The organism is Blautia sp. BIOML-A1, from assembly GCF_009883055.1.
Lineage (GTDB): Bacteria > Bacillota > Clostridia > Lachnospirales > Lachnospiraceae > Blautia_A.
Genome location: NZ_WWVR01000004.1, coordinates 1 through 21,609, shown reverse-complemented (window position 1 = coordinate 21,609; position 21,609 = coordinate 1). Strand labels below are relative to the sequence as shown.

The 21,609-nt window shown below is 43.3% G+C and carries 15 protein-coding genes; 1 reads left to right on the top strand and 14 read right to left on the bottom strand.

Annotated elements, in window-relative coordinates:
• From cobT to GT674_RS03210, 6 genes are all read right to left on the bottom strand, one after another.
• Positions 1-1,053, bottom strand: a complete 1,053-nt coding sequence (gene cobT, locus GT674_RS03235; RefSeq protein WP_161284393.1) for a nicotinate-nucleotide--dimethylbenzimidazole phosphoribosyltransferase — start codon at positions 1,051-1,053, stop codon at positions 1-3.
• Between the two features lie 24 nt (positions 1,054-1,077).
• A complete protein-coding gene (locus GT674_RS03230) occupies positions 1,078-1,521 on the bottom strand; it encodes a GtrA family protein (RefSeq protein ID WP_161284392.1) in 444 nt (147 codons plus the stop codon).
• Positions 1,522-1,533: 12 nt separating this feature from the next.
• On the bottom strand, positions 1,534-2,496 hold the full coding sequence (locus tag GT674_RS03225; RefSeq protein WP_161284391.1) for a glycosyltransferase family 2 protein: 963 nt from the start codon (positions 2,494-2,496) through the stop codon (positions 1,534-1,536).
• Positions 2,493-5,249 (bottom strand): YfhO family protein, encoded by a 2,757-nt coding sequence (locus GT674_RS03220; RefSeq protein WP_161284390.1) that lies wholly within the window; start codon positions 5,247-5,249, stop codon positions 2,493-2,495. Before GT674_RS03220 ends, GT674_RS03225 begins: the two co-directional genes overlap by 4 nt.
• 85 nt (positions 5,250-5,334) lie before the next feature.
• A complete protein-coding gene (nifJ, locus tag GT674_RS03215) occupies positions 5,335-8,871 on the bottom strand; it encodes a pyruvate:ferredoxin (flavodoxin) oxidoreductase (protein WP_161284389.1) in 3,537 nt (1,178 codons plus the stop codon).
• Positions 8,872-9,084: 213 nt separating this feature from the next.
• Positions 9,085-9,507, bottom strand: a complete 423-nt coding sequence (locus tag GT674_RS03210) for an RrF2 family transcriptional regulator (RefSeq protein ID WP_161284388.1) — start codon at positions 9,505-9,507, stop codon at positions 9,085-9,087.
• Positions 9,508-9,809: 302 nt separating this feature from the next.
• Between GT674_RS03210 and GT674_RS03205 the strand changes: the two genes are divergently transcribed.
• A complete protein-coding gene (locus GT674_RS03205) occupies positions 9,810-11,450 on the top strand; it encodes an ABC-F family ATP-binding cassette domain-containing protein (RefSeq protein ID WP_161284387.1) in 1,641 nt (546 codons plus the stop codon).
• A 111-nt stretch (positions 11,451-11,561) separates the two neighbouring features.
• Here the strand turns inward: GT674_RS03205 and ybaK are convergent, their stop codons facing one another.
• The 8 genes from ybaK to GT674_RS03165 form a co-directional block, all read right to left on the bottom strand.
• The gene (gene ybaK, locus GT674_RS03200) at positions 11,562-12,044 is read right to left on the bottom strand and encodes a Cys-tRNA(Pro) deacylase (protein ID WP_161284386.1); all 483 of its coding nucleotides are present in this window, start codon (positions 12,042-12,044) and stop codon (positions 11,562-11,564) included.
• Positions 12,045-12,065: 21 nt separating this feature from the next.
• Positions 12,066-13,223: a TM7S3/TM198-like domain-containing protein gene (locus GT674_RS03195; protein WP_161284385.1), complete on the bottom strand. Its 1,158-nt coding sequence runs from the start codon at positions 13,221-13,223 to the stop codon at positions 12,066-12,068.
• Between the two features lie 10 nt (positions 13,224-13,233).
• Positions 13,234-14,487, bottom strand: coding sequence for a transglutaminase domain-containing protein (locus tag GT674_RS03190; RefSeq protein ID WP_161284384.1), 1,254 nt, complete (start codon positions 14,485-14,487; stop codon positions 13,234-13,236).
• 210 nt (positions 14,488-14,697) lie between these two features.
• The gene (locus tag GT674_RS03185; RefSeq protein WP_161284383.1) at positions 14,698-16,728 is read right to left on the bottom strand and encodes a C40 family peptidase; all 2,031 of its coding nucleotides are present in this window, start codon (positions 16,726-16,728) and stop codon (positions 14,698-14,700) included.
• 176 nt (positions 16,729-16,904) lie between these two features.
• Positions 16,905-17,504, bottom strand: a complete 600-nt coding sequence (locus GT674_RS03180; RefSeq protein WP_265107696.1) for a zinc dependent phospholipase C family protein — start codon at positions 17,502-17,504, stop codon at positions 16,905-16,907.
• 91 nt (positions 17,505-17,595) lie between these two features.
• Positions 17,596-18,243: a C39 family peptidase gene (locus GT674_RS03175; RefSeq protein WP_243149043.1), complete on the bottom strand. Its 648-nt coding sequence runs from the start codon at positions 18,241-18,243 to the stop codon at positions 17,596-17,598.
• A complete protein-coding gene (locus GT674_RS03170) occupies positions 18,197-19,741 on the bottom strand; it encodes a Na+/H+ antiporter NhaC family protein (RefSeq protein WP_161284382.1) in 1,545 nt (514 codons plus the stop codon). The genes GT674_RS03175 and GT674_RS03170 overlap by 47 nt, the downstream gene beginning before the upstream one ends.
• Positions 19,742-19,791: 50 nt before the next feature.
• Entirely contained in the window at positions 19,792-20,823 is a 1,032-nt protein-coding gene (locus tag GT674_RS03165) for an acyltransferase family protein (protein ID WP_161284381.1), read from the bottom strand.
• Positions 20,824-21,609 lie beyond the last annotated feature (786 nt).

Below are 21,609 nucleotides of genomic sequence, written 5' to 3'. Positions count from 1 at the left end.
TCAGACAAGCTCCTCATACTGTTCTACATGAATCTCATCAAAGGTACTCATAGACTGATAGACAGCCACGCCCATATCAATGAACGGGAACAATGCCACTGCACCGCTTCCCTCACCAAGGCACATATCCCCATGGAGTACAGCTTCTTTGCCAAGGGATGTAAGAATCAGACGTGCCGCTGGTTCTTTTGACACATGTGAAGCGATCATATAATCTCCTGCTACCGGGCAGATCCTCTGTGCGATCAGTGCTGAAACGCAGGAAATAAAACCATCGATCACAATCGGAACTCCAAGTGCTGCGCCACCAAGGAAAACGCCTGTCATACCTGCAATGTCAAGCCCTCCGACCTTTGCAAGGACATCGATCGGATCTTCCGGATCCGGCTGATGCTTCTCAATCGCTTTTCCGATCGCTGTGATCTTACGGTTCAGCCCCTCACTGGAGAGTCCGGCTCCGCGTCCTGTCATCTCCTCCACAGGACGGTTAAGGAGAACAGCTGCCACTGCGCTGCTGGTCGTGGTATTTCCGATTCCCATCTCACCGGTTGCAATGAGACCATATCCTCTGGCTTTGAGTCTTGATACCATCTCGATTCCCGCCTCAATTCCTCTTACTGCCTCTTCTCTTGTCATTGCCGGTTCTTTTACCATGTTTTTTGTTCCCATGGCTACCTTAAGATCTGTCGGAACCTTTGTGTCCACAGCCATTCCGACATCTACCGGATACACATCTGTTCCACACTGACGGCACATGGTACAGGCGGAGGTAGCACCTGAGAGGAAGTTTTCTGCAACAATTGCAGTAACCTCCTGTCCGGTCTGTGTCACTCCCTCTTCTACCACACCATTATCTGCACACATGGCAACCAGTGCACGTTTTGAAAGGTTCATATCCGGACTTCCTGTGATTCCGGCAATCTGAACAATGATATCTTCCATTTTCCCAAGTGAATGCAGAGGCTTGGCGATGCTGTCCCATCTCTTCCTGGAAATCTCCATTGCTTTTTCATCCAGCGGATGAATTTTCTGAAGTGTTTCTTCTAATGTCATTTTAAAATCCCTCGATTTCTGATTTTAATCTGTAAGATCAGATTTTTTACTTTTTCCTGTTGTAAAAACAAAAAATTTACTGAATATGTAATTTAAAGCAAGGACAATAAACTGCGTGATAAATTTTCCTGCCATATCGTTCATTTTGCACACTTCGACAAGAAGCCACACGCCTCCGACCTCTATCACCATTGTCACCAGACGTGCACTGATAAATTTACAGAACGGACGAATATGATCCTTAAATGTTTCACATTTATCCTGAAATACATATCTGGAATTAACGACATAGGCAAACAGGATTGCCGTAATGATCGAGATCAGGTTTGCAATATTCAGTTCCACTCTGCATTTTCGAAGTACAAAGAAGCAGACCAGATTCACAAGGGTCGTACATCCTCCAAAGAACACATAGCGGATCACATCATTCTGATAAAAGTGCAGAATCAACGCTTTTAGTTTCTTCATAATAATAATCTCCTATCTTCCGTCATGTCTGACAGTCTCGGAAACATCCTCACCGCCCCGCACGATTCTGGAAACAATATAACGCGGACGGCGCTTGACTTCCTCATAGATCTTGGCAATATAATATCCTATTATACCAAGGCTCAGCATGATCGCACTTCCAATCAGGAGAAGCACCAGAAGCGTGGTTGTGTATCCCTCCACTGCATGTCCGGTAAAATACTGTATCAGCGAATAAATAATCAGGATCAGCGAACCCAGAAAACAGATTCCTCCTCCGATCGTCACAAACTGGAGCGGCAGAGTTGTAAAAGCAACAATATTTGTAAACGCGTATTTGACAAGAGACCAGGTAGACCATTTCGTCTCTCCCGCCTCTCTTTCGTGAACCTCAAACTCCACGGATGTCGTCTTAAATCCAACCCAGGAGGAAGTTGCACGAAAGAACATATTTCTCTCCGGCATAGCAAGGATATTGTCTACAACCTGACGGTCCATCATCTTGAAATCAGATGCATTCTGCATATCTATTCCTGTCGCTTTGGACATAATTCCATAGAAAAGTCCCGCACTTTCCTTGTGAAAAAAGCTTTCTTTTCCACGACTTTTCTTGACACCCTCGATCACCTCATACCCCTGTTTCCAGAGATCGTACATTTCTATCAGTGTTTCCGGCGGATGCTGGAGATCACAGTCCATAACTGCAACAACATCCCCTGATGCCTGTGCCATTCCTGCAAAAACCGCTGCTTCTTTCCCGAAATTTCTGGAAAAACGAACGCCTAACACTGCCGGATCCTTGTGACCTGCCTTGAGGATTTCTTCCCAGGTATTATCACTGGAGCCATCATTTACAAGAACCAGTTCATACGGAATTCCCGCTCCCTTCAGTACTTCCCCAAGGACCCTGCAGGTCTTTCCCACCATAAGGCCTTCATTATAGGCCGGAAGCACAACTGACAGCATATTTTTCATAATTTTTGAAACCTCTTTTTCTTTCTGTTTATTAGCACTAACACAATGTAGCACAATACCCCGATGCAAGTCAAGCACAGACCTGTCTTAAGATATGGCGTACTGTATACCAGGCGGATCTCATGCTCTCCCTTTGGTAATTCCAGTGCCATGTACATGGTATTTGCTTCCTGTATCTCGGTTTTTTCTCCATCAACATATGCTGTCCATCCTTCACTGTATGGGATTGAAAACACCAGTGCTTTCCTGTCAGAAAGAGAAATCTTTCCACCGATCTCGTTATTCTGGGTTTTTATATCTGTAAGGACTTCCTCCTTAAGCTTTCTGGTCTGCCTGTCGATCCCTGTCATTGGCTGAGAGTATACCTTAAGGCTGTCAAAGCTGTAAACTCCTGTATTTTCAAAGGTGAGGGTGATCGTATGACGGCCCTTTTCGCTATATCCGGTATTACACAGAAAATTATGCTTGCCGCTGTACGCATTATATTTATCCGTAAAGATCCGGATAGATTTTTTGAGAAAACGCCCTCCGAGCTGGAGGGATGCTTTCTGACTTTCTTTCCAGTAACGCCATCTGCCATTTTCTTCCAGAAGCTTATTCTGCTCATAAGTTGTCATTTTTTCCCATTTTTTGTCACTGATCATCTCCCTTGGAGACAATCCGTCGTAATCCAGGCCTTCTGCGACAAGATAAGTTTCTGCGTTCTCTTCACCCTCGAATACCAGCTTAAGCTGTGCATTTTCTGATGTGACAATGATCTTGCCGTTTTTGAGGCGGCATCCCTTTCCCTCTGAAGTATAATAAGGGATTTCCTGATCATTAAAGCTAAGTTCTGCCTTCGGAAGAGAGCTCTCCTTTAAGACCACGCCCTGTAAAAGCGCCTGCTGTTTTTCTGTCACAGACATTTCACTGTAATCTTTTTCTGATATCCAGGAATCATAGGTATATCCAAGCGGCAGGGCATCCTCATTTGCATATGCCAGATAGGTTTTGCCTTTTTTCTCTGCCTGTCCGCAAAGCCTGGAATAGCCATACGGAAGATAGGCTTCTTCTCCTTTTTTGACAACAAAATATTTCACAGAAGCCAGACGGTCCAGGATGGTTCTTCCGTCCAGATTGTCATAATGCTGTTCCCACGGTGTATTCAGATACATTTCATCAAAGAAATTGGCAATGCTTGAACTCGCAACACTGAAATAATAAGCAGTACTGTTCGTTCCCATCTGCATCGAAGAATTTTCACTGGAAGCGGCATCCATCTGGTCATAACGGTATATGGAATCATCCCCGGTGTCCAGAACAGCCAGATCAACACCTGTCTCCAGCTTTTCCAACGCCTCACCGCTGTCAGTAAATTCTGAAAGATAATCCTTTTCGTAGGAATACTGATAAGCAATGTTAAACAAAATACCTGCGATCAGAAAGCCTGCGATCATCAGACAGAGATTTCGTTCTCTCACAAAAATATTTCCATAGGAAAGTACGGTAAACACAGAAAGTGTCAGAAGGATCATTGCCATAAGATTTCTCTGCGTTCTCGCTGCTTCCGGAAGAAGTGCCAGAACACAGTAGACCAGAAGCATCACGAATACCTTCCGCTTTTCTTTGAGAGTAAGCGAAAACAGTTCCGGATATATTTTTACAAAGATGTATGCGATCAGCATTCCATATGCCCAGATCCATCGATTGGAAACATAGGAAAATCCATTCAGAACATGACCGGCAAACGGAAGCAGCAGAAAGATATTCAGAAGCACAAATCCTACTTTGAGCACTGTATATTTCTTTTTCTTCGCGAACAGCACAAAAACACCCGCAAGGGACACTGCCGTATAACCGGCAACTCCCCACTGGATCATATTCTCTCCGATCAGACATCCAAGATATTTTTCGTAATAAATTTTGTCATAAAACAGCGGTACATAATTTTCTGCTCCGAACCGGTCTGTTCCAAACACCGGAATGATCACAGGAAGAAGGATCACCGCAGCGATCATCACTGCAATCACAGAGTATACCGCAAAAATCCCCAGCCACTTTCCGATATTCTTAAGGCTCCTGTCTGCAAACAGGTCAAAATATCGAAATGCCGCATAGAGAACCATAAAAATCCCCAGCATATAAAAGAAATAAAAATTAGAAAGGCCTGCCAGGGCAACGGACCAGATGAATGTATAAGGCTTTTCTTTTTTGTAAATCTTATCAATCCCCAGAAGAATCAAAGGCAGATAGATCATCGGATTGGAGAAATACGGATGCTTCATTGCAGCGTAGATCGTCCAGCCCGCAAAAATGTAAATCATCGTTCCCATAAAGGTAGCCTGTTTTGAATTCTTATGGTAAAAGCTGTATCTGCTGAATGCGATTCCAGCCAGATAAATACGCAGAAAGATCAGAAACGCATACAATGTTTCTGTTTTGGATTCAGGAACAAACACCGCCAGCAAGGTCAGAGGATCCCCGATCACATAATAATGCAGAGTAGTCAGTATATCTGAACCATATCCGATATGCATATCCCACAATGGCAGAGATAATTTATGTTCTATGAACAATGTATAAAGGACCTGTCTCAGATATCTCCCGTAATATGCCAGCGAATTCAGATGCTGTGGCACTCCGTCATGACTCCAGACAAGTGATTTCCCGTTTGTAAAAAATCTGAGATACAGTGCCAGGGCAACTGCCAGAAAGGCTGCTGTATACAGCAGATAAAAATCTGTATTTCTTTTTTTGTCCAGTTTCTTATTCATGTCATTCTCTTTCATAAAAATCCATGTTCGATATGAAGAAAAAAGCCGCGGTACATAGAGTACCGCGGCCAACATTAACTCTGAATTATTCTTCTTCGCCGTACATAGCTACGAGCTTATTCAGATAGTCATATCTTGCTTTTGCTTCAGATTCGTTCTTAGCAAACAGTCTTGCTGCTTTCTCAGGATTCTGACGCTGTAAGGAGTTGTAACGAACCTCGCCGTTCAGGAAGTCCATGTAGTTCTCCATATCCGGTGTCTTGGAATCCAGAGCAAACTTCTTGTCTGCTGCCGGGTTGAAGCGGAAGTTGTGCCAGTATCCGCACTTAACTGCCAGTTCTTCTTCTGTCTGAGCTTTTGCCATACCTTTCTTGATACCATGGTTGATACATGGAGCGTATGCAATGATCAGAGACGGTCCCGGATAAGCTTCTGCTTCAGCGATTGCTTTAACAGTCTGGTTGAAGTCAGCACCCATAGAGATCTGTGCTACGTATACATAGCCATAGCTCATTGCGATGGAAGCCATATCTTTCTTCTTGGTCTCTTTACCGCCAGCTGCGAACTGAGCGATAGCACCTGTCGGTGTAGATTTAGAGGACTGTCCGCCTGTGTTGGAGTAAACCTCTGTATCGAATACCATAACGTTGATGTCACGTCCGCTTGCGAGAACATGGTCAACACCACCGAATCCGATATCGTAAGCCCATCCGTCACCACCGAAGATCCACTGGGATTTCTTGGACAGATAATTCTTCTGAGCAAGGATTTCTTTTGCTGCGTCACATCCGCATGCTTCAAGAGCTGCGATCAGTTTGTCTGTTGCTGCACCGTTTGTTGCTCCAACAGAGAATGTATCCAGCCATTCCTGACCAGCTTCTTTCACTGCTTCATCTTTGCCTTCTGCTACAACAGCTTCAACTTTTGCTTTGAGGCCATCACGGATAGCTCTCTGAGCAAGAAGCATACCATAACCGAACTCAGCGTTATCCTCGAACAGTGAGTTAGCCCATGCCGGACCCTGTCCCTTAGCGTTGGTTGTATATGGTGTAGACGGTGAAGAGTTACCCCAGATAGAGGAGCATCCTGTAGCATTTGCAATGTACATTCTGTCACCGAACAGCTGTGTGATCAGTTTAGCGTAAGGTGTTTCACCACAACCTGCACATGCTCCGGAGAACTCGAGCAGAGGCTGTTTGAACTGGCTTCCCTTAACAGTTGTTTCTTTGAATTTAGCAACAACTTCTTCTTTGATCGGAAGTTCTCTTCCGTAATCGAAGAATTTCTGAAGTCCTGCGTTTGCTTCCATGTTTTCCATAGCAAGGGCTTTTGCACCTTTCTTGCCTGGGCAGACATTTGCACAGGAACCACATCCTGTACAGTCATAAGCTGATACAGTCATGGTGAATTTGTATTCTTTCATTCCTGTCATTGGAAGTGTAGCCATTCCCTCAGGAGCGTTAGCTGCTTCTTCTTCTGTCAGTGCTACCGGACGGATTGCTGCGTGTGGGCAGACATAAGCACAACGGTTACACTGGATACAGTTTTCTGGCTGCCATACCGGTACGTTTACAGCAATACCACGTTTTTCGTATGCTGCTGTTCCGGACGGTGTAGTACCATCAACATATTCTGTAAATGCGGATACAGGGAGTGAATTACCTTCCTGAGCATTGATCTTGCACTGGATGTTGTTTACGAAATCCTGAGCATCCTGAGCGCCGTGAGTTGCATGAGCCATGAAGAGTCCCTCATCCTCTGCATCTTTCCAGCTTTCCGGAACCTGAATCTCTACAACCTGTTTTGCACCGGCATCGATAGCTGCCCAGTTTTTCTGAACAATATCATCACCTTTACGTCCGTAAGTAGCTTTAGCAGCTGCTTTCATCAGTTCGATTGCCTGCTCTTCCGGAATGATTCCTGTAAGTTTGAAGAATGCAGACTGAAGGATTGTGTTGATACGTGTTGGTCCCATGCCGGTCTCGATACCGATCTTCACACCGTCGATGGTGTAGAATTTGATACCATGGTTAGCAATGAATGCTTTAACCTGTCCCGGAAGATGTTTCTCAAGACCTTCCATATCCCATGCACAGTTAAGAAGGAATGTACCACCGTCAACAAGTTCCTGAACCATGTTGTATTTGTTTACATAGGACGGATTATGACATGCAACAAAGTTTGCTTTGTGGATCAGGTATGTGGATTTGATCGGTTTCTTACCGAAACGAAGGTGAGACATTGTAACACCGCCGGACTTCTTGGAGTCATAATCGAAGTAAGCCTGAGCGTACATGTCTGTGTTATCACCGATGATCTTGATGGAGTTCTTGTTTGCACCTACAGTACCATCTGCTCCAAGTCCCCAGAACTTACAGTTTGTAGTTCCTTCAGGAGTTGTAACAAGCGGTGCACCTGTTTCCAGGGAAAGGTTTGTAACATCATCAACAATACCGATTGTGAATTTTTCTTTTGTTGTGTTCTCATATACTGCAACGATCTGTGCCGGTGTAGTATCTTTGGAACCAAGACCATAACGTCCTGTAAAGATCTTAACGTCTTTGAATTTGCTGTCCTTTAATGCAGCAACAACGTCAAGGTACAGAGGCTCGCCAAGTGCTCCTGGCTCTTTTGTTCTGTCGAGAACGCTGATCTGTTTAACGGAATCCGGGATAACATCGATCAGGGCCTGAGCGCAGAATGGTCTGTAAAGACGAACTTTAACAACACCGACTTTTTTGCCTGCTGCTGCAAGGTAATCGATTGTCTCCTCGATTGTATCGTTTACGGAACCCATAGCGATGATGATGTGCTCAGCATCTTCTGCTCCGTAGTAGTTGAACAGTTTATAGTCTGTTCCGATCTTTTCGTTTACTTTGTCCATGTATTCCTGAACTACTGCCGGAAGAGCATCGTAGAACGGGTTACATGCTTCTCTTGCCTGGAAGAAGATATCCGGGTTCTGAGCAGAACCTCTCTGACATGGATGGTTCGGGTTGAGTGCATGGTCACGGAATGCCTGGATAGCTTCCATATCTGCCATGTCCTTCAGATCCTCATAATCCCATGTCTCGATCTTCTGGATCTCGTGAGATGTACGGAATCCATCGAAGAAATTGATGAACGGAACTTTACCTTTGATTGCTGCAAGATGAGCAACCGGTGTAAGGTCCATTACTTCCTGTACGGAAGATTCGCAGAGCATTGCACATCCGGTCTGACGACATGCCATAACGTCGGAGTGGTCTCCAAAGATAGAAAGTGCGTGAGAAGCAAGTGCACGAGCGGATACGTTGATAACGCCCGGAAGCTGCTCACCAGCGATTTTGTAAAGGTTCGGGATCATAAGAAGAAGACCCTGGGATGCAGTATAAGTAGTTGTCAGGGCACCTGCTGCCAGAGATCCGTGTACTGCACCTGCAGCACCTGCCTCAGACTGCATCTCTGTAACCTGTACTTCCTGTCCAAAAATGTTCTTTCTTCCCTGAGTAGCCCACTCATCTGTTGCTTCCGCCATAACAGATGAAGGAGTAATCGGGTAAATAGCAGCTACATCTGAGTATGCATAAGAAGCATGAGCGGCTGCATGGTTACCATCCATGGTTTTCATCTTTCTTGCCATAGTTTGTTTTCCTCCTTAAAGGTATGATGAAAATAATTTTTATCTCTAGACCAGTATGTGGTCTAAAAGTCCATTCATTATTATAGCATAAGCCTTTTGGATTGTCCAATCTGGATTGTAATTTTTCTGTATATATTTACATACAAAAAAAGTTGCAGTCCGCTTACTTTTGGTGAACTGCAACAATTTCTGACATCCACTATGGCTGTTCTCTCACAGCCTGTTTCTGTTTTCCAAATGAAAAATATCCTCCAGATTCTTCTCCTGAAGCATTTTGCATAGTTCTTTCTGAACTCTTTGAAGCTCCCTGTGTACCGTACATGCCTGGTTTCCGCTCCCATCACACGTACACTGATATCCCGGCTCCAGACAGTCTATAATAAAGAATTCCGGATCTATCGCCGTATAGACATCATAAAGTGTCAGCTCTTTCGCCACCCGATTCAGTGAGTACCCCCCATGTACTCCCCGGAATCCCTTTACGATCCCCGCTTTCTGAAGCTTCTTGAGAATCTTGTAAGCAAACGGTGCTGTGATAAATTCCTTTTCACAGATTTCACCCACACTCATTCTCCTGCTGTCCGCAAGTGCACGGACGACCCTGACTGCATAATCACATTCCCTGGTAATCAACATAGTTTAAGCCCTCTCCCAACTGTCTCTCAGGCATCCTTCTCCAATATGCCCTTTATTTGTTTTCGTACCTTTTGTTTCTTACTACAGCTCATCCTGTAGATTATATCAACATCTTTGTATAAATTCAACATTTTTTTATATCTTATCATCTTTATTTTAATCAAATTCAACAGCTTCTCTGTTTTTTCGGAAAAATCCGGGATTAAGTCTTGCAAAATCCTCTTTTTACTGTACAATGAGGTGTGAATGCATAAAAAACAAAAAGAATACTAAGAAACCATAATCAAGAAAAGAGGTACTTTATGATTTCAGCAAATAATATTACACTGCGTGTTGGCAAGAAGGCTCTTTTTGAAGATGTCAACATCAAATTCACAGAAGGAAACTGCTATGGTCTGATTGGTGCCAACGGTGCCGGTAAGTCTACTTTCCTTAAAATTCTTTCCGGACAGCTTGAGCCGACCAACGGAGACATTGTGATCACTCCCGGTCAGCGTCTTTCTTTCCTGCAGCAGGATCACTTCAAATACGACTCCTTTCAGGTTCTTGATACCGTCATTATGGGAAATGCCAGACTGTATGAGATTATGAAAGAAAAAGAAGCCATCTATGCCAAGGAAGATTTCACTGACGAAGATGGAATCCGTGCAAGCGAACTCGAAGGTGAATTCGCAGAGATGAACGGCTGGGAAGCAGAATCCGATGCCGCAACTCTTCTTAACGGACTTGGCATCGAATCCGAACTCCACTATACACAGATGGCTGACCTTACCGGAAGCCAGAAGGTCAAGGTTCTTCTGGCACAGGCACTTTTTGGAAACCCGGATATCCTTCTCCTCGATGAGCCTACCAACCATCTTGATCTTCCGGCTATCGAATGGCTCGAAGAATTCCTGATCAACTTTGACAATACCGTCATCGTTGTATCCCATGACCGTTATTTCCTTAATAAAGTCTGCACACATACTGCGGATATTGATTATGGCAAGATTCAGCTGTATGCCGGAAACTATGATTTCTGGTTCGAATCCAGCCAGCTTCTCATCAAACAGATGAAGGAAGCCAACAAGAAAAAAGAAGAAAAAATCAAAGAACTTCAGGAATTTATTTCCCGATTCAGTGCCAACGCATCCAAATCCAAGCAGGCAACTTCCCGTAAGCGTGCCCTGGAAAAAATCCAGCTTGACGATATGCGTCCGTCTAGCCGTAAATATCCTTACATTGATTTCCGTCCAAACCGCGAGATCGGAAATGAAGTCCTCATGGTAGAAAACCTTTCCAAGACTATCGATGGCGTTAAAGTTCTTGACAACATCAGCTTTACACTCGGCCATGATGACAAGGTTGCTTTTGTCGGTGCCAACGAACAGGCAATCACTACTTTCTTCCGCATCCTTACTGGTGAACTGGAACCGGATGAAGGAACTTACAAATGGGGTGTTACTACTTCCCAGGCTTATTTCCCGAAGGACAATACACAGGAATTCGACAATGATCTTACCATTACAGACTGGCTGACACAGTATTCCGAGATCAAGGATGCAACTTATGTGCGTGGTTTCCTCGGAAGAATGCTTTTCCCTGGCGAAGACGGTGTCAAGAAAGTCCGTGTTCTCTCCGGTGGTGAGAAAGTTCGTTGTCTGTTATCCAAGATGATGATCTCCGGTGCCAACATCCTGATCCTTGACGAGCCTACCAACCACCTCGATATGGAAAGCATCACTGCACTCAACAATGGTCTGATCAAATTCCCGGGTGTTATTCTTTTTACCTCACACGACCATCAGTTTGTGCAGACAACTGCAAACCGCATCATGGAAATCCTTCCTGACGGAAAACTGATCGACAAGATCACAACCTACGACGAATATCTGGCAAGCGATGAAATGGCCAAGAAACGTCATGTATTCGAGATCAACGAGGAAGATGCATCCGATAACTAAGGATTGGCGTATATTTTTTGAATATTATAAAGTAACAAAATCCCCTGCTTCTGTCATCAGACAGCACAGGGGATTTTTATATAACTGTTCACTTCAGTACCTTCACAGCTATCAGTCTTTCATTGTAATATCTGCAAGCTTCCCATTTGTAACCTCAAGAAGTGGCTTCAGAGGAACCTTAAGTGTGAGGCCTATCCTTCCTCCGCTCACATAAATCTCAGAAAAATCTCCGGCAGATGCGTCATATACTGTCGGATATGGTTTCTTCATTCCCAGAGGACTGCAGCCACCTCTCACATATCCGCTGATCTTGAGAATATCTTTGACATGTATCATGTCAACTGCTTTCTCTCCGACAGCTCTGGCAGCCGCCTTACGATCAACTTCCTTCTCTATCGGCACTACAAACACATAATATCCTCCGCTTTTTCCCTCCATAATAAGCGTTTTAAACGACTGCTCATAGGGTGCACCGATTAAGTCAGCACTGTGGATTCCATCTATAAACTCATCACATTCATAAGGAAATGCCTCGTATTTGATTTTCTGACGATCCAACATCCTCATTGCATTTGTCTTTGCTTCTTTTGCCATTCTGTCCTTCTTTCCTGCCTCTTACCTGGCATTTTTGTTTCGTCCGGTGTTTTTCTTTGTATTCTTTCTGGAAATCTTATTCCATATTTCTTCTCCCTCGCGGTCATCCTCATCCATCATTTCCTGAATCACCTGCTCATCCAGAAATTCTTCATCGATCGGTTCTCTGTCATAATATCCATCATCATAATCATCATAGTAATCATCATACCGATCCTTCTCATAAATATCATGTCTGGTCTTCCCCGCACTTCTGACATTACCGCTTCTGACATTTACAGTTCTGTCTGCAGATGCCGCAGACCTCTTCGGGCGATATACCACAGTCCCCTCCAAATCCAGTTCCTGTTCGTCCTGTCTGGTCCTGCGTGTTTTTTTATTTTCAAGCGGAACATCTACCACTCGCTTCCGTCTGGCAGGAGCATATTCTTGCGAATTGGTCTCACGACTCTTAGGCTTTCTCTGGCATCCTGATTCTTCTTCTATTGCCGCTCTTCTGTCTGAAGGATACTCAGCGCTGTCCCTGTAGCCGGGATTTCTTTTGACTTTTTTGACCCTTTCCGGCTCATATTCCTCTTCTTCTATTACGACACGGCGATTTGTCGCAAACTGAATCAGCATACCAAGTAAAGCACAGAGTGCACTCAGTCCCAAACCATAGGGAATATCATCCAGTCCTCCAAGCTTTGCCAGCGAAATCCCCGCCATCGCACCTCCAAGAAGACTGGTTCCAACGATCAGAACTTCTCTTGCCCATTTCATGGCAAGTGCACCAAGTCCGACTCCCAGCAGAAGACAGAAGAAAAAGACCAGCGAAGTAGTCGGATGAAACACATAAATTCCAAGTCCCAGTCCAATACCGGCTCCGATCACAAAAATTCCGATCTTGTAACTGAGGAAAGCGATCACTGCAAGCAGAATTCCAACTCCGATCATAATCACCGCATACATATATTTTTCCTGAATTCCCATAGTATAGGCCACACCAAGACCAATACCGCCTCCGATCAGGAATCCGAACAGCATCATCCAGAAACGAAGCAGTCTGTATCCAAGGACACAGTTGATTATTCCCAGAACAAGAAGAGCTGCAAATCCGATCATTGAAACACTGTCCAGGGCCGACATTGTCCGTGTCTGTTCCATGGTACCCATTATCTGTTGTAATATTCCCGTCATAACGCGCCTCCTAAAACATAAAGTACATAGTCTTGAGATTATCCAGAACTCCATAATGATATTCCACCGTGCTGAGTCCGTAAAGTCCCATATAATATCTTGCCACATTCTGAATATCTTCACTGCCGCCGCTCTGGATCCACTCCTGGTAAACCTGGTCAAAATCTTCCTGGTTTTTGAACTTGAAGCGCACAACTGCCGCCCCGTTATCCAGCCGCATACAGCAGTAATCATACAAAGTCTGATAATCATACATATCAAAATATGCCTGATTCAGTACATAAAAATTCTTATCCGTTGCCGTACATTCCGGTAACGAAAATTCTTTCGAAGCAGTATACACCTGCTCATATTCCTGCGGAAACGGACACAGATAGTCATAAATAATGGTCTTATGCTCCGCAAGCTGGACTGCATCTCCCTCAAGAAACCTTGGCTGATCACCATTGGTCGCATCCACATAATAATACTGTCCGTCAATCTGTACAATATTCCATGCATGACCCTCATCGCTGTCTCTGGTATCTCCCTCTACGTAAATACAGGGAACTTCCAATTGTTCCAGAAGATACTGCACTGCTCTCGCATATCCGGCACAAACCGCCTGTTTTCTCCAGAAAATCCCTGCTACATTCTGGTCATCCTCGGAAGAAGCATATTCCGCTGTATCAATGATGTAGGAATAAACCGTCTTAACCTTCTCATAGGTGTCTGCTCCCTCCGGGATCAGACTGCTGACTGCTTCTCTGGCATTGTACATTGCCTGCCGGATCTCTGTTATTTCTTCTTCTGTGTATGTATAACCCGGAGAAAACTCACAGTAATCACTTCCCTGATAGGAAGTTGTATATACCTCCTGACGGTTATGAACCCAGAACAGTTCCGGATGATCCTTAAGAAGTGCATGGTAAACCTTATTAATCTTTGTTTCCTCCGAAGTAGTCAGATAAAAACCATTTTCTCTCTTTCGGATTCCGTTTAACATCTCCCGATAAATTCTTTTCTCAGACTCTTCAAGAAGATGAAAATAATATTCCTGATAGCCTTCCTCATCCGTATCCGCTACGCTTTGCTCCCGCAAATTCTGTACCTCCGAAGGCTCCCTGTCAAAAATCCCCTTCGTCACATCCGTGATCACAGCCTTCTGGTCTGTACTGTCACCGTTATCTGCCAATTTATGGAAGCACGTATTCACGCCCCATCCCAGAATAACAGCCAAAATTATAAACAGGCATACTTTTTGAGGCAACCTGTGTTTTCTCATCTCTTATTCCTCTGTTTTCCTGATATTTTGAGGCCGTTCAGTTCTCTTACTATTATATGACAAAAAATATTCTCATTTTCCCTTTGAACAGTTATGCCTCATCTTTCATTATAGCACAACGAAAAAAGAGTCTGTATTATGGATGTTCAGAAGGCCAAGGAAAAAACCCGCGAAAATCATGCAAAGATCTTCGCGGGTCTCTCTCAGCTGTCAATCCTCAAATTCTATCTGAATATCACTGTTATCCGGCTGCTGCGGATAAATCACCGCATCATTCTTAGAAGAAACTGTCGTTCCTTTTTTGAGGATTTGCTTAAGGCTGTCTGTCATTTCTACGGTTGCACTTTCAACAGTAGTTCCGTCAGACAACATATCTTCTGTATCGTCCTGTCCGATATTAATATCATCTTCAAAACTGATATCAACTCCGGTTGTATCTTCCTTCGTATCCTCTTTGGTTCCTGCTGTACCTGTCAGGAGTGCTGTATCTGATATAAAATCTCCATCTGACGTTTCTAATGTATCTGTACTTACTTCCTGAGCCTGCGCATTGTCTGCTGTCTCACCGTCACTGACCATCTGGGCAAGTTCTTCCTCTGTCGGATAAAATGACGACTGACGGATATAGCGGAAGCTTGCTCCATATGCCTCACCAACAGTAACTCCGTTTTTGCTGGAAGAACAATGTACTGCGATCCAGTCTCCCGCATCTGTCTTGCCGCAGATGATGCCTACATGATTATCACTTCCGGATTCCGGACCATTCTGAAATACCAGATCTCCCGGCTGTGCATCCTGCTCACTGACTACATTGGCCTTCTCCCATTGATCTGAGGTTCCGTCTCCAACGCTGTTCTGCATATTTGTACTGTCATATCCGTTGATCACAGCCCATGTAACAAAGCCACTGCAGTCCAGTCCATATGCTCTGGTAGTTCCTGTACTCGGACTTCCGGCCGCTGAAACCTTCTCAGCAGTTCCCCAGCTTGAGTCCTTACCGATCACTGTGGATTTACCACCCCAGAAATAACCAACCTCACCGATCAGAGAATATGCAGCTGTGATAACATTAACACGTTCCTCAGAAATATCATCTCCGACACTCTGGCGCACAAAGCCCCTGGCATCCGTAACTATCGCACAGAGAAGCTTACAGTCCGTCTCTACATATTTCTTAAGAGTTCCTCTCTGATCCTGTGCGATATTATTCTGCTTAATGTAAGTATTGATATGATAATTTCCATAGGAAACATGGGTGTTATTCTCTTTGTCGCGTACTATCGGATTCATCTTCTCAAAGATTTTGGCGAGTTCGTCCTTGCTGGAAGAATCCAGCTTAAATTCCTTAACACCCTTCTGGCTCTGCTCGTACACATAAACAGCAAGGATATCCTGCCAGTTACGGACAAGAAGAGAATCTGCTGATGTGGTAAGACCGTCATCTCTGTTGTCACTGGCATCTGTCAGCTTATTCTTTTGCTTATACTCCTTCTCAATCTCATCCATTACAGATGAAAAATCATCAGAGAAACTAAGCTGATAATTTTCTTTCAGGCTGTCCAGATAAAAATCCTTGCCGGCATGAAGATTCGACACATAATAAACCGGTGTACCTGTCTTACCAGTCACATCTGTCTTGGTTCCGTCAGAAATATCTGTATTATTTCCATTATCGCCATTCTGTTTCTTCTTAAGTGCTGTAATCTTCTCTTCCATACTGACCAGCGCCTGGTAATTCGTCACCATTGTCTGCTGATCACTTGTCAGATTGTTGTATGCCTTTCTGAGCGCCTGCACTTTTGCTTCATCCTTCAAGGTAAGCGTCTGATCTGCCAGGGTTCTGATCTGATCGATCAATTTGGCAACTGCCTCCGGAACTGCTGCCGTCGGTGTCTGTGTCACTGTCGGTGCCGGTGTCACTGTTGCAGTAGGATCAGGCACTGTTGTCGGCTCCGGTGTTGTTGTCGGTTCGACGGTAGGATCAGGTGCTGTCGTTGGCTCAGGTGCTGTTGTCGGTTCCGGCGCTGTTGTCGGCTCCGGGGCTGTCGTTGGCTCCGGGGCTGTCGTTGGCTCCGGCGTCGGCGTTTCTGCTTCAGCGCCATCGCCCAGGTCGCTGCCATCACTGAAATCACCAGAGGCTTCTATCTCTTCATCTGCAGCCAGAATAGACATCGGACTGGATAAAACCATTGCTGAAATCATTGTAATGCATAAACACTTTGTCAGATATTTATTTTTCATCCTGCAAAAAAAACTCCCTTCTGCGGCCATATTTCTCTCTTACAGAAAGAAACATGTTAAAATCTTCTAACTTACTTAATAACTGTGCTTATTTTAGCATACTGTTTTTTCAAAATCAACCGCCGGAGTGTAACACTCCGGCGGATTTGGGTAAATTTCATATTTTTTTCATATTTTCAGATATCTGCTGCTGGCACTCCCTGGACAGCTGTCCGAAGACAAAGCTGAAACAATCCCTGAAATACCTGAAAGCACACGCTGAGAATATAATGTATATCCTCATCGATCGAACGTTTCCTGTCAAGATAGACCTTATGTCGCTCTCTGATATAATCAGTCAGCTGATTCAATGAATCAAAACGCAGGTTCTTCTCCACATAAATATCCGCCCTGCCGCTTTCAACAAAATCCTTGAGTTCATTCTTCAGATGTTTCTCATAAGTATTATGCTGACGCAGAGAACCGTCAAATGTCTTATTATGCGGAAATGTAAAATAATCTGCAATATAATGCATGATCTCACCGGCTCTTCTCCAGAACACCCGGTCATTGCATTTACCTGTACTCTTCTCTATCAAATGGTAGATCTTTCCCTGTACCTCATCAAAGGTGCCAAAATATTCATGTCTCTTGGTTACAAAGGATGGCTGAATGTCCGGAAGAATATTTCCAAGACAAAATGCTTTTCTATGTGACTGTAAGCTCTCATTAGCAGGCATCTGGTCTGCCAGATATCTTGCTAAAAGTATGTGTGATTTCTTTCGCAAAATAAACACTTCTTTCTATCTGCAATCATAACGTATTTACTGTAACCAAGATATACTATAGCAGATATCTTTCTGTTTGTAAAATAAGTTTTTGTGAATTTTAATATTTTTCTTCAGTTACACCCAATGCCATACTATGCTGAGCGGCATGTCTTCTTTCAACAATTTCTTTCGGATATCCGATCACACCGTTATTGTCATAGGGATCATTAAAATAATAGTTTTTCTCATCATATCCCACAAGGAGCATACAATGTTCATTCGATGTCCAGCAAAACTTCTCCCCCGAATCCAAAAGCCGCCATTCCGGTCCTGGAATTTCCTCTCTCATATTAATACAGGCCCAGAAAACAACCGGCATATTCTGATCAATATATTTTCTTAAAAGTTCAGATACCGGCGTTCCCGTTTCATCCGGAAATTTGTACCTGTCACCTGCTACTCTTTCAAGAGCTTTCCGAAGTCCCCCTGCATAGATTCCAAATCCATCCTCATCATAAGGATTTCCACAGAAGCATTCATTCGGATCCGGTCCATACAAAACTCCATCCCTCAATTCCATATCCCGACATTCCAGCCCATTCTCAATAAACTCATCAACCGTAATATCATATCCCAGAAATCTGAGCAGCATAACAGCCGATACGCTCTCACATCCTGTAGGATATTTTATACTCTGATCTATATATGGAACTGTTATCTTATGCATGCTTTTTTTCCTGCATATCTGCACATTGTTCTTTTCCATTACTGATTCTCCTGAGTACATTCAGTATAATCAAGAGCAGGACAAGACTGATTCCCAGAACCACCCACCAGATGTGTATAAATCCGGCAATAATATAACCAATAAAAGACACAACAGCAACAACTGCTGCATACTGCATCTGCGTCGTCACATGATTAATATGATTAGACTGCGCTCCTGCCGAAGACATAACAGTTGTATCCGAAATCGGTGAGATATGATCTCCGCAGACTGCCCCTGCCAGAACTGCTGACACAGCAATGATCATCATCTGCACATTCTCTGAACCCGGGAACATGGCTATGGCAATAGGAACAAGAATTGCAAAAGTTCCCCAGCTTGTTCCTGTTGAAAATGAAAGAAATACTGCAACAACAAACAAAACTGCCGGGAGTATAACGCTTGCAGATGCATTATTTCCCACAATATTTTTTACAAAGGTGCTGATCTCCAGGGCATCTCCCATTCCCTTCAATGACCAGGCAAATATCAGAATCGCGATTGCCGGTATCATCATCTTGAATCCCTCTACAAAGCTATCCATAAAGCCTTTGAATGTAATGACTTTTCTCGGAAGATACAAAAGCATCATAAAAAATACTGTTATCATCGTTGCAAAGATCAGACTTGTCTCTGCGTCACAGCCTGAAAATGCAGTTACAATATCTGTCGCTCCGCCAAGGAATCCAGTATAGATCATTGCTCCAATCGCTGAGATGATCAGAACCAGAACCGGCAGTACCAGATCTGTTACCTTTCCTTTCGCAGATATTTCCTCTTCTTTTACCTGTTCAAACTCCTCTCCACCAGAAGTAAAGAGATCTCCTTTTTCTGCATTTTTTTCATGAATCTTCATCAATCCAAAATCCAGACCCGTGGTGATAACAAAGACTACCATTACCAGGGTAAGGATTGCATAGAGATTATACGGAATCGTAGAAAGAAACAGCTGAAATCCAGTGATACCCGCATCATCCGGCACATAGGAATTCACCGCAGCTGCCCAGCTGGAAATCGGTGCTATGATGCAGACTGGTGCTGCTGTAGCATCAATAATGTATGCCAGCTTTGCTCTGGATACCTTATAGCGGTCTGTGACAGGCCGCATAACAGAACCGACGGTCAGACAGTTAAAATAATCATCCACAAAGATCAGCACTCCAAGGCCTGTAGTTGCCAGCAGCGCACTCTTTTTGGATTTAATCTTGCTTCCAGCCCATTTTCCATAGGCTGCTGATCCACCTGATTTTGACATCAGGACAATGATCATTCCAAGCAGAACATCAAAAATCAGAATATTCAGATTCATACTGTTCTTCATTATTTCAAAAAAAGCTACAAACGCCTCCCACGGGTGAAACCCTGTGTACAGCAGCGCGCCTGCTGCCACTCCGATAAAAAGCGAACTATAAACTTCTTTTGTTACCAGTGCCAGTACAATTGCCAGCAGCGGTGGCACAAGTGACCACCAAGTTCCAATAAACATTGAACCATCCATCTCTTTTCCTCCTCATGTGTTATAATTCTAATGTAAATCTCTCAAAACAATTATTGTGTTATATTCGCACTCTTTAACTTTGTTATTTTCCAAAAATCAATACACTTTTTCAAAAGTAAAAAAAGAATAGTATCCACCAATAAGCGCATAATGCAGTTTACATATTCACTTTTATTTACAATCCACAATTTTGCAAACAAAGTGCTGTCCAGTGAGTGAACGATCAGCATATACATAGAATATTTTCCCAAATATACGATCGGCCTTGATATGCTAAGGTTGCACAATAAAACTGAAAGTTCTGAAAGCATCCACGTACCAAAGAACGCCCCAATATAACACAAAGGATACATTGGATACTTTCTCGGAGCTAACTGCAGGTAATCATCTTTCATGTAAAAAATAACAAAAAATATCACTATCCAAATCACAAATGCCACAACAAATTTAAATAAAGGCTTTTCAGATACATTTATTTTTCTAAAATACAATGCTATGTACAAAAACGGTATAACCGCCAGTACAACATCAAATGAAAACGGCAGCCAGACAAACTTGCCTATAAAAACACCAGCTACAGATAATACACACGAAACCAGCATCAACTTTATTTCATCAAGATACAAATGCAGAGTATCCAAAAGTGTTCTGCTGCAAAATAGTACTACGCAAAACCACGGAATGCCCAATGCCGGAACCGATACGGGAAAGCTTTTGGGAGAGTTCCGGCTTCCACTGCAAAACACAATTGTCTTAAATTGTTCTTTCAAAAAAGCTGGTACAAAAGCCAATGACTTCCATTCTTTCATATCCGTCAAAAATCTATACACCAGACATATTAGGAAAATAGATATCACCGGAATAATCAAATGCATAAATGATTTTCTGGTTTTTGCTTTTAATTCTCCTTTATCCAAAGAGAATCTATATGTCACACAACTCAGCATAAAAAAAAGAGGCATATGAAAAGAAAAAATCATCCCCCTTATCAGATCATCTGATATGGTATGACCAATTATAACAAGAAGCATTGTTATACCCTTCGCATAATCGATCCATTTTACTCTTACACATTTTCCCATTTATTCACCTGTCATTTTCAAAATCTCTGTTGCTGATTACAGATACCATCCTGCGCACAGTAACAACTCATTTACTGATACAATATTATAGAAATTTCATACTACAGAAAGCCCTCGGAATTAACTCCCGAGAACTTTCATACTATTCATATAAATTATGAGCATTCTACTCAGCAACTTATTTTTCTGCTAGATCAACCCTGAGTTTTTCAGCTATTTTCAATACTGTCAAAATCAGGTGTTCCATAGAGGTCGAACGGTGTACTCTGATATACGTAATAAGTATAACAGAAATGTTCTCTATCAAGTCCCGAAAGCCTTGATTTTACTACGCTTTCGGGCTTTCTACACCCCATTTTACCATACTTACCACCCCAATTCTACCCCATTGGGTGTATTTTAAGGTATCTTTTCTGCATATAAATTCTCGTATTTTGCTTTCATCAGATATCCATACGTCCAAAGTCAATGGTCAGATCATCATAGATTCCTGCCTTAACAGAATCTTGCAAAGTATATTGTTCAGATCCGTTCTTTTCAAAATCATATACCAAAATAAAATTTTTTGTAGGATCAACAATCCAATATTCGCGAACACCAGCAGTCCTGTACGTGACATGCTCCCACCACTTAAATCTCTGATTTTGAAGTGGGGGCTTCTTGCTCAATGGCTCTACTGAGCCAAGTATCTACAAGCTATCCTCGCGTGCCCCGCGATTTTTTGCCCGGACACGGGCATATTTCTTACTTATTGTCTTGTCCGGATACGGACAGTTTATGCTGCCA

Coding starts and splice junctions, on each gene's coding strand:
- cobT (WP_161284393.1), bottom strand. CDS start 1,053: ATGACATTAGAAGAAACACTTCAGAAAATTCATCCGCTGGATGAAAAA.
- GT674_RS03230 (WP_161284392.1), bottom strand. CDS start 1,521: ATGAAGAAACTAAAAGCGTTGATTCTGCACTTTTATCAGAATGATGTG.
- GT674_RS03225 (WP_161284391.1), bottom strand. CDS start 2,496: ATGAAAAATATGCTGTCAGTTGTGCTTCCGGCCTATAATGAAGGCCTT.
- GT674_RS03220 (WP_161284390.1), bottom strand. CDS start 5,249: ATGAATAAGAAACTGGACAAAAAAAGAAATACAGATTTTTATCTGCTG.
- nifJ (WP_161284389.1), bottom strand. CDS start 8,871: ATGGCAAGAAAGATGAAAACCATGGATGGTAACCATGCAGCCGCTCAT.
- GT674_RS03210 (WP_161284388.1), bottom strand. CDS start 9,507: ATGTTGATTACCAGGGAATGTGATTATGCAGTCAGGGTCGTCCGTGCA.
- GT674_RS03205 (WP_161284387.1), top strand. CDS start 9,810: ATGATTTCAGCAAATAATATTACACTGCGTGTTGGCAAGAAGGCTCTT.
- ybaK (WP_161284386.1), bottom strand. CDS start 12,044: ATGGCAAAAGAAGCAAAGACAAATGCAATGAGGATGTTGGATCGTCAG.
- GT674_RS03195 (WP_161284385.1), bottom strand. CDS start 13,223: ATGACGGGAATATTACAACAGATAATGGGTACCATGGAACAGACACGG.
- GT674_RS03190 (WP_161284384.1), bottom strand. CDS start 14,487: ATGAGAAAACACAGGTTGCCTCAAAAAGTATGCCTGTTTATAATTTTG.
- GT674_RS03185 (WP_161284383.1), bottom strand. CDS start 16,728: ATGAAAAATAAATATCTGACAAAGTGTTTATGCATTACAATGATTTCA.
- GT674_RS03175 (WP_243149043.1), bottom strand. CDS start 18,243: ATGGAAAAGAACAATGTGCAGATATGCAGGAAAAAAAGCATGCATAAG.
- GT674_RS03170 (WP_161284382.1), bottom strand. CDS start 19,741: ATGGATGGTTCAATGTTTATTGGAACTTGGTGGTCACTTGTGCCACCG.
- GT674_RS03165 (WP_161284381.1), bottom strand. CDS start 20,823: ATGGGAAAATGTGTAAGAGTAAAATGGATCGATTATGCGAAGGGTATA.